Genomic DNA, 15,721 nt, shown 5'->3' with positions numbered 1-15,721 from the left:
TGCGCTTGATCGCAGACACTTGGAAACGAGTTGCCTTGACTCTTTTCGACCGCTCAGTTGGCCTTGCGGCGCAGGAAGGCCGGGATATCCAGCACGTCGTCCTCGATCGCATGGGGCACGGACAATTGGCGGTGCGGATCGGGACGGTACGCTTCAAGACCCTGCGGCGCGGCAAGACCTTGTGGAGCGACATGCCGCGTATTGTCCGCAATCGGTCGTGCCGGCCGCCCTTCGGACGCGCGGGCGGCAGGGCGAAGTGGAGGACTCTCGACCTGCGGCAGCGACGCAGTACGCGCGACCTGATCTGCGTTGCTGTCGTTCCGCATCCTGGTCGCGAGTTCGGTAAGTGAGGTTGCACCCGGCTGCATCTGGGCTGCCTGATCGAGATTATCGATGCCGGTTGCCACCACCGAAACGCGGACGATCCCGTCCATGCTGTCATCGAACGACGCGCCGACGATGATGTTGGCATCCGCGTCGGCCTCTTCGCGGATGCGGGTCACGGCTTCGTCGACCTCGTACAGCATCATGTCCTTGCCGCCGGTGATGGAGATGATGAGGCCGCTGGCGCGCTTGATCGACGGATCCTCGATCAACGGATTGGACATCGCGGCCACCGCGGCAGTGAGCACACGCTTCTCGCCGGACGCCTCGCCCCTGCCCATCATGGCCTTACCCTTCTCGCGCATCACGGAGAGGACGTCGGCGAAATCGAGATTGATCAGGCCTTCCTTGACGATGAGGTCGCTGATGCAGGCCACGCCCGAATAAAGCACCTGATCGGCCAGGGCGAACGCATCGGCGAAGGTGGTCTTCTCGTTCGCCACCCGGAACAGGTTCTGGTTCGGGATGATCAGCGCCGTGTCCACCACCTTCAGCAATTCCGCGATGCCGGATTCGGCCAGGCGCATGCGGCGCTGCCCCTCGAAGGTGAACGGCTTGGTGACGACCCCGATGGTGAGAATGCCAAGCTCGCGCGCGGCCTGCGCGATGACGGGCGCGGCGCCGGTGCCGGTCCCGCCGCCCATCCCGGCGGTCACGAACACCATATGGGTGCCGGTCAAATGATCGCGGATCGCATCAATGGTCTCTTCGGCTGCGGCGCGCCCCACGTCAGGCTGCGAGCCGGCGCCAAGACCTTTGGTCACCTTGGCGCCCATGTGGATGATGCTGTCGGCATTCGACATGGTGAGCGCCTGGGCATCGGTATTGGCGACGACGAAGTCGACGCCTTGCAGCCCGGCCGCGATCATATTGTTGACGGCATTGCCGCCGGCGCCGCCGACCCCGAACACGGTGATGCGCGCCTTCATTTCGCGAATATCGCTGAGGTTCGTCATGTTACTACCTACAAGTCGCTGAGATGATGGCAAGGCGTTGGTGCGCGTTTGTCAGCGAGATCAACCAACCGGAACAGCCGGGCAAGCGAACCTCTGATCCACCACACCGGGGCGGCATATGTCAGCGCTTCAACGGACATCGGCTGTTCTCCTCGAACGAACCGGGCGGGAATCGGCTGATGATGACCGGGCGATGACAGGACGCTAGGCCGCGTTGGTTAACGGAGTGTTAAGAGCTAATGAATTATTAACAGCGCCGCTTGTCCATGACGCCACACCGAGCGCCGGGCAATTCCTGCGTCGATTCCGCTGCCCGCCCGGATGACCCAGCCCCTCACTTCGCGACGCGCTCTTCGTCTGTCTTCGACACATGCCAGATCACGAAATGGTAGTGCGGCATCTCGACACCGGGATGGCCCGCATTGAAGTAGATGCTGACATGGTCGGTGCGGCCTGCGAACGCGGGCGCCTCCAGCGTCTTGTGATCGTTCAAATCCGTCATCGGCACCATGTACACGGTCGCCATCAAGCGGTCCTTGCGGTCGAAGCACAGGAACGGCCCCAGCGGCAGCGTGTCGGGCTTCACGAAGAGGACGCCGAGGCCCGGAAAAAACTTCGGAAAATTGACGAGATCGCTGACCCGTTTGAACCCTTTATCCTCGGCGACCTTGCGCAGGTTCTGCGGCTGTGCGCGGCGCACCACGCGCGGCTTGCGTTGCGTCGTGCGAGGCGTGACGACAGCCCTCCTCGCCCGCGGGGCTTCAGCCCTTCTCAGCGGCGGAGGTTCAACTCTCCTGACCGGCGGCGCTTCAACCTGCGGCGGCTGCGGTGGCGGTCCAAACCCGGGAAGGTAAGGTGGTGGCACGCCGAACGACGGAGCGGGCTGGGCCACCGGTTGTTCGACGCCGGCGATCAATCCGAGCAGCAACACAAGCCATGTTGCGACGGTCACGCGGTTGCGCATCGCAGTTCTCCCGAGGTTGCTATCTCTCCTGCTTGCGGTCCTGTTCGCGCCGGCGCAGAAACTCATCGAACGCGCCACGATCCGGCGAAGCACCGGTCGTCGAACGCGGCTGAGACGAGCGGTCTGGCTTGTCGCGGCCCGCCTGCTGCGCGAGCCAGCGCTCGGCGGGCGCGAAGCGTTTCCACCCCGGCAGCGGCTCCGCCAGGTTCAGTTCACGCCACTTCGGGTGATGGGCATCGCCAAGAAGTTCGGAGAAGCGCGAGAAGAACGTCTGCACGAACAACTCCAGCAGCCGATAGCGGTCGCTGCGGCTCGGCCAGTTGTAGGCAAACAGCGCCGACTTGACCGCGATCGTGTCCACGGTCTCGTCGACCCCGAGGATGGTTGGATAGTCCTCGTGACGAAGCGTCGAGGGCTGGTAGTCGCGCCGCATCGCCGCCGTCATGGGGATCGGCAGCAGACGGACGGCATTGAATTGGGCGTAGCGCGCCAGAGCCTCCACCGGCTTTGCGGAGAGCAGCACCGCGGCCGAGATCTGGCCCTTCCGCATGCCGTCCAGTGCGGCATCCAGGCCGAGGTTTGCCGCGTCGAACTTCACGTCGAGCGCGTTCAGCACTTCGAGGCCGAGCACGGCGCCGGCGCTGCCCTCTTCGCCGAGATTGATTGTCTTGCCGGCAAGATCCGCCAGGCTTGTGATCTCGGGGCGCACGATGAGATGGAAGTCCTGCGGCAACATCGGCGCGACATAGACAAGCTTGTTGCGGATGTCGCCGAACGTCTTTGCGTCCCTGAGGCGATCCACCAGCACCACGGGTGCGATGGTCATGTCGGCATTGGCCAGCGTGAGCACATCCTGCACGTTGCGGCTGCCGCCGTTGCCCACCATCGGAAGCACCCGCAACGCCATTTCGCCGCGGGGCCCGGTTTCCTGGCCGGTGCTCAGCGTGGTCGCGATGTCCTGCGCAACGGCGAACTCGGTGCTTTGGGGCGAACCGGTGACCAGCCCGATGGTGAAGTGACTTGCCGACGTTGCAGCATCCTTGCCGGAATCCGTCTGCTTGCGCGGAGCGGGATGTGCCTGCCCGGTCTGGGCCTGCTCGCTTCGGGCGGCGGACGGCTGCTTCCGCGCGAGGGCCTCTTCCGGCTGTACGCCGGCCCAAGCGGCTGCCATCAACGCCGACAACAAGCCTGCTCGTACCGCTACGCAGATACTCATGGCTCAAACCCGAGGACGCAAAGCATCATCTCGGCCGATCGGCGCGTCCGCCGGTTGGCAAGTCAACGTCAATCAAAATCAAACGCGATCAACAACTGGCCCAAACGATCATAGCCGGGACCGGTGATCTCGCGTGTTCCAACGCGCCTGAGCCTGTTGGCGTTCCTTGCGGTGACGCCCGGTCGATCCGATCTGTCACCGGGTCTGATCACCCCCTGTCTGGGGAAAGTCGTAGTCCGGGGAAAGTCCGCTCTGGGCAAAGTCCGGTCATCTTCCGTTCATCGCGCCATTGCCAGAATGAGGTAGTGAGGTACGCTGAACGTCCAACCCTCTCGGGAGAACCCACCATGAAACATCTCGTCGCCATTCTCGCGTTAAGCCTGTTCGTCGCCGCGCCAACCATCACACCGGTGATGGCGCAAGGAGCCGCCTGCACCGCCATGAGCGCTGACGGCAAGCCGCTCGCCGGCGCGGCTGCGAAGAGCCATATGAAGAAGTGCTGTGAAGACAACGCCAAGAGCGCCGAGGGCAAGCCGCTCTCGGGTGCCGCCAAGACCAGCTTCGTCAAGAAGTGCATGGCAGGCTAAAGCCGGCGCGGTTTGCAGCGCTCAGGCTTGCAAACCCGAGATCATGACAACAAAGCCTCGCTCGCGTAGAGCGGGGCTTTTTGTTATGGCGGAAGAACTTCGTGAGGCTGACCGGAGCCGTCGCGGGTTTATGCTTTCCGCGCGTCGTATCGTTCTTTGAGATACGGAAGAATGAAGCACCAGGCGGGATTGACGACCTGGATCGCCACCACGGCGCCCGCCCTGATCAGCCCGCGCGTGGCCGCGCGTTCGCCCCATCGTCTTACGATGAAAGCGCTTACGGGCGCATGCAAATCTTCACATTACCGACGTAACACAGTCTCGGAAGCCTGAAATGTCTCTGTAACAGCCTGCCCCCTATCGCTATCGCCTGCTAACCGGAGATTGAAATGAGCACCGTCGAAAAAGATGCAGTCGGACGAGAACAGTCAAGCGCAGTGCGGGCTTACAAGAGATCGCCAGCGTTGAGTAACTCGCGGTCGTATAAAGGCATTGTTGTGAGCGAGATGGCGGGAACTGCCGATAATAATGGAGCGTTTGATGTCGTGATTGGCAAGCTGACGCGGGGTACCGAGCCGCCGCCTCACGTTCACTCGCGAGAGGATGAGTTCTTCTACGTGCTCTCGGGTGAAATGAAGTTTTATGTCGACGGCGAGGTCTTTCTGGTGACCGCCGGAGAATGCATGTTTTGTCCCCGGCTCACGCCCCATGCATTTCGGGTGGCGTCTGAGGAAGTCCAGTGCCTCACCTTCATTACGCCCGGTGGCTTCAATGAAACAATCAATAAGATGAACGCGCCAGCCAAGCGGATGGATGTGGCAAACGATTCCGATGAGACCTATGCGGAGATCGACCTCACGGAAACGATCAAGCTATTCGCAGAGATCGGCGTACAATTTCTAACGCCTGACCAGATCAGCGCCGAAATGCCTCTCTATCTGACCGCGTAACGGTTCACCACCGACACGTCAGAGGCAAAATCCGTCACGCCTTGCGCGATGAAGGCCGGCGCATCACCGACACAGCAATCACGCGCGATGTCCGCTCTGGGCCGACATCGGGTGCGCGTCTCGCCCCTCGTCCCCTCGCCTTACGGGCGCATGCAAACCTTTAAGGACGTATAAACGCGAAGTCCGCGTCCGGATCGCAATTGTCCGCGGCTTCATTTTCTCCGCGCGTCGTATCGTTCTTTGAGATACGGAAGAATGAAGCACCAGGCGGGATTGACGACCTGGATTGCCACCACTGTGCCCGCCCTGATCAGGCCGCGCGTGAACGCAATCAGCGATCCAAGCAGCACGGCATGCAGGCCGACCCCCACAGCAAACAGCACGGCGATGCCTGACTTGCCGACGCGGCGATCGCCGGACATGGCGTAGGCAACCCAGATCGCAAACGGCACCTGAATGAGAAAAGCCGTCAGCAGGCCCGGATTGTAATGCCCCGTCTTCACAAACGCGCCGATATGGGAGATCGCGTTCGCAGGAAATACGCCGTAGAGCCCGAGCCCGATCAAAGGGTGACGCCGGCTGAGAAGCGCGCAGAACAGCCCCGCGATCCAGATCAACGGCACATTGACCGCCATGAAAAGCGGCGGCGGGATGATGCAGCCGGGATAAGGCGGCTGCCCCAACGTCGTACAGAGCGCATCCGGAAATGCGAACGACTGGCCGAACAGGGTGATCCCGTATTCCTCCGTCTGGTGAAGCATGTAGGCCGCAGGCGCCAGCCAAGCGAGCCAGACCGGATCGCGCCAGCGCGACACGCTGCGGTCGCTGCGAAACACGTCCGTCGCGAGCAGCAACGTCAGCAGCAATCCCGAGACAGCCAAGCCAATCCACGGCCAGTTGTGATCGAACCACCCGAACGTCATCGCCCTCACCCTCGCCCCACCGCCACGCGCAGCGGCGCAATCCAAACTAACACGGGCGACTGATCGAAGTCAGCCGCCCGCACTTCACCCCGTTCTCTGACGCGAACTGATGGCGCTATTCGATCTTGATGTTGGCTGCGGTGATGACCTGCTTCCAGCGCGCGATCTCTTCGCCCACGAACGCGCGGAATTCTTCCGGCGAGGTGCCCATGGGGACGATGCCCTGCGCCTCGAGCTTTTTCCGCAAGTCCGGATCGGCCAGCGCCTTCTTGGCTTCCGCCGACATGCGGTCCGCGATCTCCTTCGGCAGGCCCGCCGGCGCGATGAAGCCCGCCCAGGTGCCGGAGACGAAATCCGTCACGCCCTGCTCGATGAAGGTCGGCGTATCGCCCGCCGCCGGCACACGCTCCTTTGAGGCTACGCCGAGCGCGCGGGCGTTGCCGGCGCGCACCTGCTCCATCAGCGGGCCGATGATGTCGAACATGACGTTGATCTGGCCGCCCACCGTATCCTGCAGCGCGCCTGCCGTGCCTTTATAAGGCACGTGCTGCAGATTGACGCCTTCGCGGTTCTTGAACATCTCCATGGTGAGGTGCGCAGCCGCGCCGACGCCGCTGGAGGCGAAATTGAGCTGGCCCGGCTTCGCCTTTGCCAGCGCGATGAACTCCTTCACGTTCTTCGCAGGCAGCGACGGCGTCGCGATCAGGATCAGCGGCGCGACGCTGAGCAGCGAGACATAGGTGAAATCCTTGTCCGTGTTGTAAGGCAGCTTCGGATGGAGCGTCGGGTTGACCGAATGCGCGGCGATCACGGTCCCGAATGTGTAGCCGTCGGGCGCGGCCTTGGCGACGATATCGGTGCCGATCTGCGCGTTGGCGCCCGGCTTGTTCTCGATGACGATGCTCTGCCCGAGCGAGGCCGCGATCTTCTCGGAGACAAGGCGTGCCATCATGTCGGTGTAGCCACCGGGCGTATAGGGCACGATCATGCGGATCGGCCGGGTCGGCCAGGTCTGGGCCGATGCGGCAGTCGTGCAGGCGGAAATGATGACCAGCGCGCCCAGCGCGCGGACGAGGGACTTCATGCAGCGTTCCTTTCAGAACCGCGAGTTTTGGCCGGACGGCCACCGCGGCTTTTGCTTTTTGTTTTATTGATCCCGCGCCGCTTGTGTCGCGACGTCGGGCTTGAGTGTTGCGGATGCTACATCAGGCGGAACTGATTTGGGAAGGTGTGGGGTGTGATGGGGACCGTGAAGATCGGTGCGACACGACGCGTCGCACATAGGTTGTTTAAGATAAAATCGGGGAGAAGGTCATGCCCGAAAACAAATCATGCAGGGCTTCATTAGACTCCCGCATCATTTTGCGTTCCCAGTCATCCCTCGATCAAAGAGTTTGTCTTCATGCTCCTTAATGGAAGTCCGTATGCCAGCAGTGTTATCGTCCCATCGCCACCACAGGACACCTAAGCTAATCAAGGCTGGCCCTGCACTAACGAACACGAGAAAGAACGCAAGCTGGTCCGAGACAGTGGACTCAGCACAAGCGGCTGCCCAAACCAACAAGCCAAACAAGGAAAACGCCACGATCGTATTCATCGCCGCAGCGTACTTATACTCGACAAAAAAATGGAGCTTCTTCAGCTCCAGTGCGGTTTGGGTATCTAGGATGTCGCTCTCAATCGCTTCGATAGAGGCAGTATCGCTGCCGCCGCGGGATATTCGATCGCGGCGAAGCCCGGCAATTTTGACCAATCGATTGATGCGGTGCGACAAAGGGCTGCTTGCAAATTCCGCAATTGACTGCAGCAAGGCCGTACCTGCATGCAAACCAACTCCCAGTTGTAAAACGCTCGAAAAATCGCTTAACTTCACTACCTTGCCCCACAGGATTCGCCGTGCCTTCCCTCCGCAATAACGTTGACCGGATTTTAAAAGCCAGAGGGCTTTCCGAGGCCGATCTTAGCAGGCGGACAAAACTGTCACGCTCAGAACTTAACACGGTTCTATCCGACCCGAAGCGCAAAACTGGCAAACTGAAAGAGATCGCGACCGAGTTAGTCGTACCTGATTTTTTTCTTTTTTCGGATGAGCTTACGCCAGAAGAGACGATTGTTGATTTTCGCCAATCAAAACCAACGCGTCGCGGATATCAACGAGCAACAATCAAGGCCATCGAATTCGCGAAGCACGTACAAGACGATGCAAGCGAAAGAGGTAAGTTCGCCGCTGATAACAGCATACACTCTGCGACCAAAGGGGACAACATTGAGGCGCGTGCGAACTCCCTACGGGAAGCAATTGGTCTAACAGATCAAAGGCAGATTGATTTCGAAAACTCACGCCTTCTTTATGCATTCGTACGCAGGCAGATCGAAGAACTAGAAACGATGGTGTTTCAGTTCAGCTTTCCGATCGAGGATGGAATTGGGTTCGCTATTACTAGCCGCGACACGTACAATTCGATTGTTGTCAATACAAACCGTCAGATTTCGTCCCGGCGGCTGTTTACGTTAGCGCATGAAGTTTACCATTGCGTGCTAAATCAGACTGGGATGTCAGATCCGGATATTGTGAAGAACGACATCGAGAGGCGCTGCAATCAATTCGCCGCCAAATTCCTCGCACCCGACAGTCTCGTTAAGCGCGCAGCAAGAGAAACGATAAGAACGTCTAATTTCGACGTCGAGGAATTGAGGAATTTCTCTAACCTCACAAAGCTCTCAATGTCTTCGAGCCTGTTTCGCTTGGTCGAGTCAGGTCACTATAGCGAAGATCAGGTAGCACGTTGGAAAGCTTTCCTGAAATCAAATGATAATCCTGATTTTAGCTCGCAGCGAGGCGGACGGCGGGTAGAAGAATGGAAATATAAGCTTTCAAAGTACGGGACCAAGTTTGCCAAAATTTATTCTGAACTCGTTAATCACGAGAAAATCGACGATTACGAGCTATATCGGCTGTCCGGAATCAAGCCCAAATATCAACGCGACTACTTGCTCAACGCGCCGGTAGCTTCGTTACAGGATGCTCAGGACGAGGTTGATGCCTGAGACATTCGACTCCTACACATTTGATGTTAGAGGGCTGTTGGCTTGGAGCAAATCTTCGGGCAACCAATTTGCCGTGGCCAAGGCCGACATCGATAGTGGAAGTATGAGAGTCTTTAGCTGCGCATATAACGAATTCTGCAAAGTCTATGACGATGAGGCTAAGAACCTCAAGGGTATAAAATTCAAGAAAGAAAGTCTCACCGAAGAACATCGGGAATCAATATTGGCTGTAGCCGAATCGGCCCAAGCCACATTTGGCCTTAAGGGGCCATATGACAAAGCGGTAGAATGGCAGATTGCTGGAGCCGCTTCTTGTGAAGGCCTCATCGTCGTGACCGACGAAAGGGGAAAAACGAGATATTCGAAAATAGACGGCATTGTTGCGATCACGTTTGATGAGTTTTTGAATCGACACGAAGTGTAGGCACGCCGCGCCCGTTGATCCACGCGGGCGAGACGAACCGCATTCCGCCCGCCAATTGCTCAGCAACCGCAACACATCTATTTTTCAAACTTGCGACGATGACTCGCTTTACCCGCCGCCGATCGCTCGCAGGAGTTGGCCAATGGCCGTGACTGTTCGTGCAATGACCCTGCAGGAAACTGCGCAGATCATTGACTACTTCCATGGATCGACGCCAGAGCATCTGGAAACGCTCGGGGTCGATCCGTCGCGCCTGCCGCCGGTCTCGCAATGGCAGCGGCTTTATGAGCAGATGTTCGACCAGCCTGCCGAGCAACGGCGCAGCCTGCTGGTGAGCTGGCTTTTCGACGGCAAGTTTTTTGGGTTCTCGACCGCCGACAAGATCAACATCGGCCAGCACGCACATATGCACCTTCACATCACTGATCCCTCGCTACGTCAGCAGGGAAGCGGCGTGGAATGCGTCAGGCAGACCGTCGAACTCTACTTTCAGACTCTGAAGCTGAAGCAGCTCTTCTGCGAGCCGCATGCGTTCAATGCCGCGCCGAACCGCACCCTGCAGAAGGCAGGCTTCAAATACGTCAAGACACACATGACCGTTCCGGGTCCGCTCAACTTTCACCAGGCGGTCAACCGCTGGGTGATCGATCGAAGCTGACGCTCACCGGCGATGCCGTTTGCTTCGCGATTGGCAACAAACACCCATGCGATCCCGCGCGAACGCGCGCTGCTATCAACGGCAATCGATCAATAAGCGCGTGCGCGGCGCCCTCCGCACGGCCAATCCCGGCCATGGATCCGGCCAAGACCCAATTCGGCCGCGACCCAGGGTGCAATATACACCTCCTGCGACCCATATCTGATGACCGGCACCACCGGCCCGCCGCATGGATCGACCCGGTCGTCCCCGGGTCGAAACTGATAGCGTGGGATGATATTGTAATCCCAGGGCGTCGGCGCCGGTGGCGTTGCGATGATGACACGCCTTGGTTCACGAACGGCTGTGCCATTCTGCGCCTGCGCTGCGGTACTCAACAGGACCAGACCCGCTCCCAGAGCTACGATCGCCATCCTCATCGTCACGCCTCCTTGCTGCAATTCGACCCGACTGTTCGCCCTCTATCGGACATCAAAGACAGCCGATCCGCAACGTCTCATTTCAGGAAGATGCGTGGTGCTCTCACGTGACGAAGCCGCACCGGGCCGGGGCGCCCTGCCGCCGGCGTTCCAACACAACGCACGATCGTGATGGCGGCATCGGTATCGTTCACATTCCCGTAGCAAGCGAACAGGCTGGAAATGTCCCCCGCCCCATCGCATAATCCCGCCATGGAACACGTCAACAAATGTACCGCCACGCTGCGTCCGTTGATCCACGCGGGCGAGACGGACAGCATTCCGCATGCCGAGAAGGCGATCGATGACATGCTGGCGGCGGCGCCGGCCGATCAGCACAAGGCGTCACTCGATCACGTGCGCGCGGCCATCGACGCCCATTGCGCCAGCGTCTTCGCCCCGCACCAGTTGAAGTTTGCCGACGCCATCAACGACTACATCGAACGGCTGATGACGCGGTTCGAGTGAATTGCTTCAAACGTTGGCGGCATTCACCGCCAACTGTGCCGCAAATGCCCGCTTGTAGGCGGGGCGTGCTTCACCGCGCGCGACATAGGCCGCAAGGTTCGGAAATTCATTGAGCAGGCCCGATGGCTTCACGCGCAGCAGCACCGACACCATCATCAGATCGCCCGCGCCGAATGCACCGTCCAGCCAGTCGGCATCGCCCAAACGCGCGGCAAGTTGCTTCAACCGCTCGCGCACACGATCCTTCACCAGCGGCAGGCGTGCTTCGGCCCACGGCTTGTCGCCTTCGAATATTCTGGCGGTGACGAGTTCAAGGATCGGCGGCTCCACGGTGTTGAGGGCGGCAAACATCCATGCGATCGCGCGTGCGCGCGCAGCGGGTTCCGACGGCAACAGACCGGCATGGTGCTGGGCGAGATGGAAGACGATGGCGCCCGTCTCGAACAGCGCGAGATCGCCGTCCTCGTAGGTGGGAATTTGTCCAAACGGATGCAGCGCCAGATGTGCGGGCTCCTTCATCGCAGCGAATGACACCAGGCGAACCTCGTAAGGTTGACCCACTTCTTCCAGCGCCCAGCGCACGCGCGTATCGCGCGCCAGTCCCTGGCCGCCATCGGGTGAACGTTCAAAGGCGGTGATGGTGATGGCCATTGTGCGACTCTCGCGGTTATGCGTGCGCATTGTTCAGCGCGATCGCCATCGCGGCAACCTTTATCTGAGCCTTCGGTGACCGGGCGATGGCTGCGCGTCACGAGCAGTGGCGCTTCGTGCGTCAGAATTGAAATGGTTTTGGGAGGACCACACTCACGCTTAAAACGATCGAGATGCGATGTGTCCGCGAAGCGACATAAGAAGGCGGCAAAAAAAAGCCTCTCCTTCCACTTCATAGATATGGGGCGCAAGCCTCTTGCTTCAAGCCCCCGGTCCCAGCGTAGAAGGCACGCCCTTCCCCGAGTCTGCGAGGTGGCGCATGCAAATGCCGGAACAGGTGTCCCAACATGAGATCGTCATTGCCGGAGGCGGCCCGACCGGCCTGATGCTGGCAGGCGAGTTGGCTCTTGCGGGCGTGGATGTCGCCATCGTCGAGCGGCGATCGACCAGGGACCTCGACGGCGCCCGCGCGGGCGGGTTGCATGCGCGTTCGCTCGAAGTGCTGGACCAGCGCGGCATCGTCGGCCAGTTTCTCGCCGAGGGGCAGACCCACCCCCAGGTCGGCTTTCACGTTGCGCTCGACATCAGCGACTTTCCGACGCGGCACAACTATCTGCTCGCGCTGCGCCAGAAACACATCGAACGGCTGCTGGCGGATTGGGTGGACGAGCTCCACGTGCCGGTCTATCGCGGCATGGAGGTGCTGGACGTTGTTGACCACGAGAGCGCTGTCGATATCGCGATGTCGCAAGGCGCGAACCTGCGCGCGTCATGGCTGGTGGGGTGCGACGGCGGTCGCAGTCAGGTGCGCAAATCGGCCGGCATCGCGTTTCCGGGCACGGAGGCTTCAACCAGCTGGCTGATTGCGGAAGTGAAGATGACGCAGCCGCCGCAGCTCGGCTTTCACGAGACCTCATCGGGCCGCCACGCCATGGCCATGCTGGAGGACGGTGAGACAGTGGGCGTGGTCATTGCCGGGCAGGATCCGCGCGCTACGAGCGTGCCGTCGCTGCACGATCTCGCTCGCGCGCTGACAGCGAATTACGGCCATGACTTCGGCGTGCACGCGCCAAGCTGGATGTCGCGCTTCAGCGACGCGACGCGCCAGGCGGAAACTTACCGCAAAGGCCGCGTGCTGCTCGCGGGGGATGCCGCGCACATCCACTCCCCGATGGGCGGGCAAGGGCTCAATCTCGGACTGCAGGATGCGATCAATCTGGGATGGAAGCTGGCGCAGGTTGCGAAGGGCATATCACCGGTGTCGCTGCTCGATACGTATCACGCCGAGCGCTTTCCCGTAGCTGCGCGCGTGCTTCGCACCACCCTTGCGCAAAGCCTGCTGCGCGATCCTGGCGAACGCACGGCGATCCTTGGCGAGTTCGTCTCCGAACTGCTCGCGATGGACGAGCCGCGCAAGCACTTCGCCGGCATGATGAGCGGCCTCGACATTCGTTATGAGCTTGGCGATGGACACCCCCTGCTCGGCCGCCGCATGCCCGATCTCGATATTGTTGTCGGCGGCAAGTCCACGCGTGTGTTCGCGTTGCTGCATGATGCGAAGCCGGTGCTGCTCAGCTTTGCAAATCCAAACTCGCTCGCCATCGACGGATGGAGCGATCGCGTCAAGCTGCTTGATGCGCGTTGTGAGGGCGTGTGCGAGCTTCCCGTGATTGGCGCGGTCGAAACTCCTGCCGCCGTGCTGATCCGGCCCGATGGGCACGTGGCGTGGGTGGGCGATGGAGACTCTCAAGGTCTCGTCGATGCACTGCGCGTCTGGTTCGGTGACGAGGCTGTGAGTCCATAAGGAGGGGGATTGCGTGAGAGCGGCCTGTCCGTGTCTTGTTCGTTTCTTGCGATCGGATCAGGACAGGCCGCCGTCGGAGGGCGCTATTTCAGCGGCAAAAACAATTCCGCGACCGCCTCATGCTCCGGCACCTCCGGGAAGAAGCTCAGCCGCTGGCAATAGAGCGGGAAATCGCGCGCTTCCTCGCCGCTGGCTGGCAGCCAGTCGCGATAAAGGTAGAGCGCGGCGGGCTCCAGATTGTCGGTATTGCCGACGACGCGCAGCACCGCGCAGCGTCCGCCCGGGATCTCGCCGGCTTTGATCTGCTCGCCGTTCGCCTCGATCGGCTGGTCGGTCCCCACACAAAGGTCCTGACTATAATCGGCAGGCGACGCAGGACGCCGCTCGGAACGCCAGACGCTGAAGGTCGGGCTTGTCTTGGGGTGCAGGCCAGCGGCCTTGCGCCACGCGATGAAGCGCTGGATGGTGGCGGGAAGCGTCGCCGGGTCGCCCCGATGCTCCATGATCGCCACCGGCGTGGGCGGCACATCACGTATCGTCACGTCGTCAGTGGTGAAGGTCTTCTGCATGAGTTTGCTCCTTGCGTTGTCGAGAGGCCCGAAGGCCGCAAACCACGACTCCCAGTCGGGAGACTTCCGGAACGACGAAGGCGATTGCCCGAACCATTCCCGAAAGGCACGGGCGAAGGCGTCCGGTGCCTCGTAACCGGCATCCATCGCGATATCCGTGACGCTTTGGGCATCCCTGTAGACGAGCCGGTATGAAGCACGCTTCATGCGGGCGAGCTGGATATAGCGATATACGGACAACCCAAAGGTCGCCGTAAACTGCCGGTGGAAATGATACTTCGAGTAGGCTGCGACGCTGCTCAGCGCGTCCAGGTCCAGATCCTCGTCCAGATGCCGGTCGATGTGATCCAGCACCCGCTGCATCCGGGCATGGTAGTTGCGAAGCGCCGCCTTCATCGTTCTGTTCTCCGTGGCAGCACCAACTCATCACGCGCAGACATCATGCGCTCGACCGATCTTGCGGTTTTGTCACGGGTCGCACACGTCGCCAAGGACCGTTTACGGGCACGCCCCCATCCTTCGACGGGGACCGAAGCATCACCACTCGCGCCGCGCATAGACTGAGTGCGATGGCGACGCTGCGCCCCCTGCCATGCCGACAATCGATTACCTTGGAGGTCATTGATCTCCGTGCGCGCCGAGCCGTAAGATCGAGACCTTAAAAACGATTCAAAAACACGCCTGCAAAAACCTCTTTGGACATTCATGACCGCAAAATCGCGCCTCCCCTTTTTCTACGGCTGGGTCATCGTCGCCATCACCTTTGTCACCATGGCCATCGGGGTGAACGTGCGCACTGCGTTCTCGCTGTTCTTCCCGCCGATCCTGACGGAATTCGGCTGGGAGCGCGGCATCACCGCAGGCGCGTTCTCGTTCGGCTTCTTCGTTTCCGCCTTTCTCAGTCCGCTGATCGGCCGCCTGATGGACCGTGCCGGGCCGCGCGTGGTGATCGAGATCGGCGTCATATTGATGAGCTTGGGCTTGCTGCTGGCGCCGCTGACGCGCGAGCCATGGCATCTCTACGCGACCATCGGCTTCATGGTCGGCTCCGGCAGCAACTGCATCGGCTATTACGGACAATCGTTGTTCCTGCCGAACTGGTTCGTGCGCCGGCGCGGCTTGGCGATCGGCATTGCGTTCGGCGGCGTCGGCATCGGCTCGGTGACGCTGCTGCCGTGGGTGCAATACACCCTCGATCACTCTGGATGGCGCACCGCCTGCACGGCCATGGGCATTCTCGCTCTGATCGTGCTCGTGCCGATCAATCTCCTTTTGCGCAAGCGCCCGGAAGACATCGGCCTGCAGCCGGATGGCGGCGGCGCGACCGCGCACGCGCAGACCAAACCGGTCTCGAACATTGTCGATCCGGTGTGGGCTGCGACCGACTGGACGTTGTCGCGCGCGCTGCACACCGCGCGGTTCTGGTTCATCGCACTTGGTTACGCCAGCGGGCTTTATGTCTGGTACGCCGTGCAGGTCCACCAGACGCAATATCTCAAAGATATCGGTTATTCATCGACCGTCGGCGTGTGGGCGCTCGGCATCGTCAGCCTTCTCGGCATTCCCGGACAGATCGTGCTCGGCCATGCGTCGGATCGCATCGGGCGCGAAGCGATCTGGGCCATTGCGTGCTTCGGCTTTGCGCTGTGCTTCGCAGCCCT

The 15,721-nt window shown here is 60.7% G+C and carries 18 protein-coding genes; 8 read left to right on the top strand and 10 right to left on the bottom strand.

Annotated features, from left to right (window positions below; all coding sequences use genetic code 11):
- Positions 1 to 53: 53 nt before the first annotated feature.
- The 4 genes from ftsZ to ACP0KA_RS19785 form a co-directional block, all read right to left on the bottom strand.
- Positions 54 to 1,340, bottom strand: coding sequence for a cell division protein FtsZ (gene ftsZ, locus ACP0KA_RS19800; protein WP_424630432.1), 1,287 nt, complete (start codon positions 1,338 to 1,340; stop codon positions 54 to 56).
- An 8-nt stretch (positions 1,341 to 1,348) separates the two neighbouring features.
- Complete coding sequence (locus tag ACP0KA_RS19795; RefSeq protein ID WP_424630431.1) at positions 1,349 to 1,480, bottom strand: hypothetical protein; 132 nt, start codon at positions 1,478 to 1,480, stop codon at positions 1,349 to 1,351.
- A 194-nt stretch (positions 1,481 to 1,674) separates the two neighbouring features.
- Positions 1,675 to 2,304 carry a hypothetical protein gene (locus ACP0KA_RS19790; RefSeq protein ID WP_424630430.1) on the bottom strand — a complete coding sequence of 210 codons (630 nt, stop codon included), beginning with the start codon at positions 2,302 to 2,304 and terminating at the stop codon, positions 1,675 to 1,677.
- A 19-nt stretch (positions 2,305 to 2,323) separates the two neighbouring features.
- Positions 2,324 to 3,520, bottom strand: a complete 1,197-nt coding sequence (locus ACP0KA_RS19785) for a TAXI family TRAP transporter solute-binding subunit (RefSeq protein WP_424630429.1) — start codon at positions 3,518 to 3,520, stop codon at positions 2,324 to 2,326.
- A 347-nt stretch (positions 3,521 to 3,867) separates the two neighbouring features.
- Here ACP0KA_RS19785 and ACP0KA_RS19780 point away from each other — a divergent pair, with 347 nt between their 5' ends.
- Both ACP0KA_RS19780 and ACP0KA_RS19775 read left to right on the top strand, forming a co-directional pair.
- A complete protein-coding gene (locus ACP0KA_RS19780) occupies positions 3,868 to 4,107 on the top strand; it encodes a hypothetical protein (RefSeq protein WP_424630428.1) in 240 nt (79 codons plus the stop codon).
- A 389-nt stretch (positions 4,108 to 4,496) separates the two neighbouring features.
- Positions 4,497 to 5,057: a cupin domain-containing protein gene (locus ACP0KA_RS19775; protein WP_424630427.1), complete on the top strand. Its 561-nt coding sequence runs from the start codon at positions 4,497 to 4,499 to the stop codon at positions 5,055 to 5,057.
- Positions 5,058 to 5,269: 212 nt separating this feature from the next.
- On the opposite strand, the gene ACP0KA_RS19770 is transcribed toward ACP0KA_RS19775, so the two are convergent.
- The 3 genes from ACP0KA_RS19770 to ACP0KA_RS19760 all read right to left on the bottom strand — a co-directional run bounded on the left by ACP0KA_RS19770 (position 5,270) and on the right by ACP0KA_RS19760 (position 7,853).
- Entirely contained in the window at positions 5,270 to 5,980 is a 711-nt protein-coding gene (locus ACP0KA_RS19770) for an HXXEE domain-containing protein (protein ID WP_424630426.1), read from the bottom strand.
- 115 nt (positions 5,981 to 6,095) lie between these two features.
- On the bottom strand, positions 6,096 to 7,064 hold the full coding sequence (locus tag ACP0KA_RS19765; protein ID WP_424630425.1) for a Bug family tripartite tricarboxylate transporter substrate binding protein: 969 nt from the start codon (positions 7,062 to 7,064) through the stop codon (positions 6,096 to 6,098).
- Positions 7,065 to 7,337: 273 nt separating this feature from the next.
- Positions 7,338 to 7,853, bottom strand: coding sequence for a hypothetical protein (locus ACP0KA_RS19760; protein WP_424630424.1), 516 nt, complete (start codon positions 7,851 to 7,853; stop codon positions 7,338 to 7,340).
- Between the two features lie 23 nt (positions 7,854 to 7,876).
- On the opposite strand from ACP0KA_RS19760, the gene ACP0KA_RS19755 reads away from it, so the two are divergent.
- The 3 genes from ACP0KA_RS19755 to ACP0KA_RS19745 all read left to right on the top strand — a co-directional run bounded on the left by ACP0KA_RS19755 (position 7,877) and on the right by ACP0KA_RS19745 (position 10,110).
- A complete protein-coding gene (locus tag ACP0KA_RS19755; RefSeq protein WP_424630423.1) occupies positions 7,877 to 9,028 on the top strand; it encodes an ImmA/IrrE family metallo-endopeptidase in 1,152 nt (383 codons plus the stop codon).
- Entirely contained in the window at positions 9,021 to 9,452 is a 432-nt protein-coding gene (locus ACP0KA_RS19750) for a hypothetical protein (RefSeq protein WP_424630422.1), read from the top strand. The genes ACP0KA_RS19755 and ACP0KA_RS19750 overlap by 8 nt, the downstream gene beginning before the upstream one ends.
- A 142-nt stretch (positions 9,453 to 9,594) precedes the next feature.
- Positions 9,595 to 10,110, top strand: a complete 516-nt coding sequence (locus ACP0KA_RS19745) for a GNAT family N-acetyltransferase (protein ID WP_424630421.1) — start codon at positions 9,595 to 9,597, stop codon at positions 10,108 to 10,110.
- Between the two features lie 89 nt (positions 10,111 to 10,199).
- Here the strand turns inward: ACP0KA_RS19745 and ACP0KA_RS19740 are convergent, their stop codons facing one another.
- Positions 10,200 to 10,523, bottom strand: a complete 324-nt coding sequence (locus ACP0KA_RS19740; RefSeq protein WP_424630420.1) for a hypothetical protein — start codon at positions 10,521 to 10,523, stop codon at positions 10,200 to 10,202.
- A gap of 228 nt (positions 10,524 to 10,751) precedes the next feature.
- Between ACP0KA_RS19740 and ACP0KA_RS19735 the strand changes: the two genes are divergently transcribed.
- Positions 10,752 to 11,036 (top strand): hypothetical protein, encoded by a 285-nt coding sequence (locus ACP0KA_RS19735; protein ID WP_424630419.1) that lies wholly within the window; start codon positions 10,752 to 10,754, stop codon positions 11,034 to 11,036.
- Positions 11,037 to 11,042: 6 nt separating this feature from the next.
- Here ACP0KA_RS19735 and ACP0KA_RS19730 read toward each other — a convergent pair whose 3' ends face one another.
- A complete protein-coding gene (locus ACP0KA_RS19730) occupies positions 11,043 to 11,687 on the bottom strand; it encodes a glutathione S-transferase family protein (protein ID WP_424630418.1) in 645 nt (214 codons plus the stop codon).
- A 319-nt stretch (positions 11,688 to 12,006) separates the two neighbouring features.
- Between ACP0KA_RS19730 and ACP0KA_RS19725 the strand changes: the two genes are divergently transcribed.
- A complete protein-coding gene (locus ACP0KA_RS19725) occupies positions 12,007 to 13,491 on the top strand; it encodes an FAD-dependent monooxygenase (protein WP_424630417.1) in 1,485 nt (494 codons plus the stop codon).
- Between the two features lie 83 nt (positions 13,492 to 13,574).
- Here the strand turns inward: ACP0KA_RS19725 and ACP0KA_RS19720 are convergent, their stop codons facing one another.
- Entirely contained in the window at positions 13,575 to 14,456 is an 882-nt protein-coding gene (locus ACP0KA_RS19720; protein ID WP_424630416.1) for an AraC family transcriptional regulator, read from the bottom strand.
- A gap of 309 nt (positions 14,457 to 14,765) precedes the next feature.
- Between ACP0KA_RS19720 and ACP0KA_RS19715 the strand changes: the two genes are divergently transcribed.
- A partial coding sequence (locus tag ACP0KA_RS19715) for an MFS transporter (protein ID WP_424630415.1) occupies positions 14,766 to 15,721 on the top strand: 956 nt, incomplete at its 3' end.

This window comes from Bradyrhizobium sp. SYSU BS000235, assembly GCF_049747295.1.
In the GTDB taxonomy this organism is placed as follows: Bacteria; Pseudomonadota; Alphaproteobacteria; order Rhizobiales; family Xanthobacteraceae; genus Afipia.
This window is presented reverse-complemented; position numbering and strand designations above follow the sequence as displayed.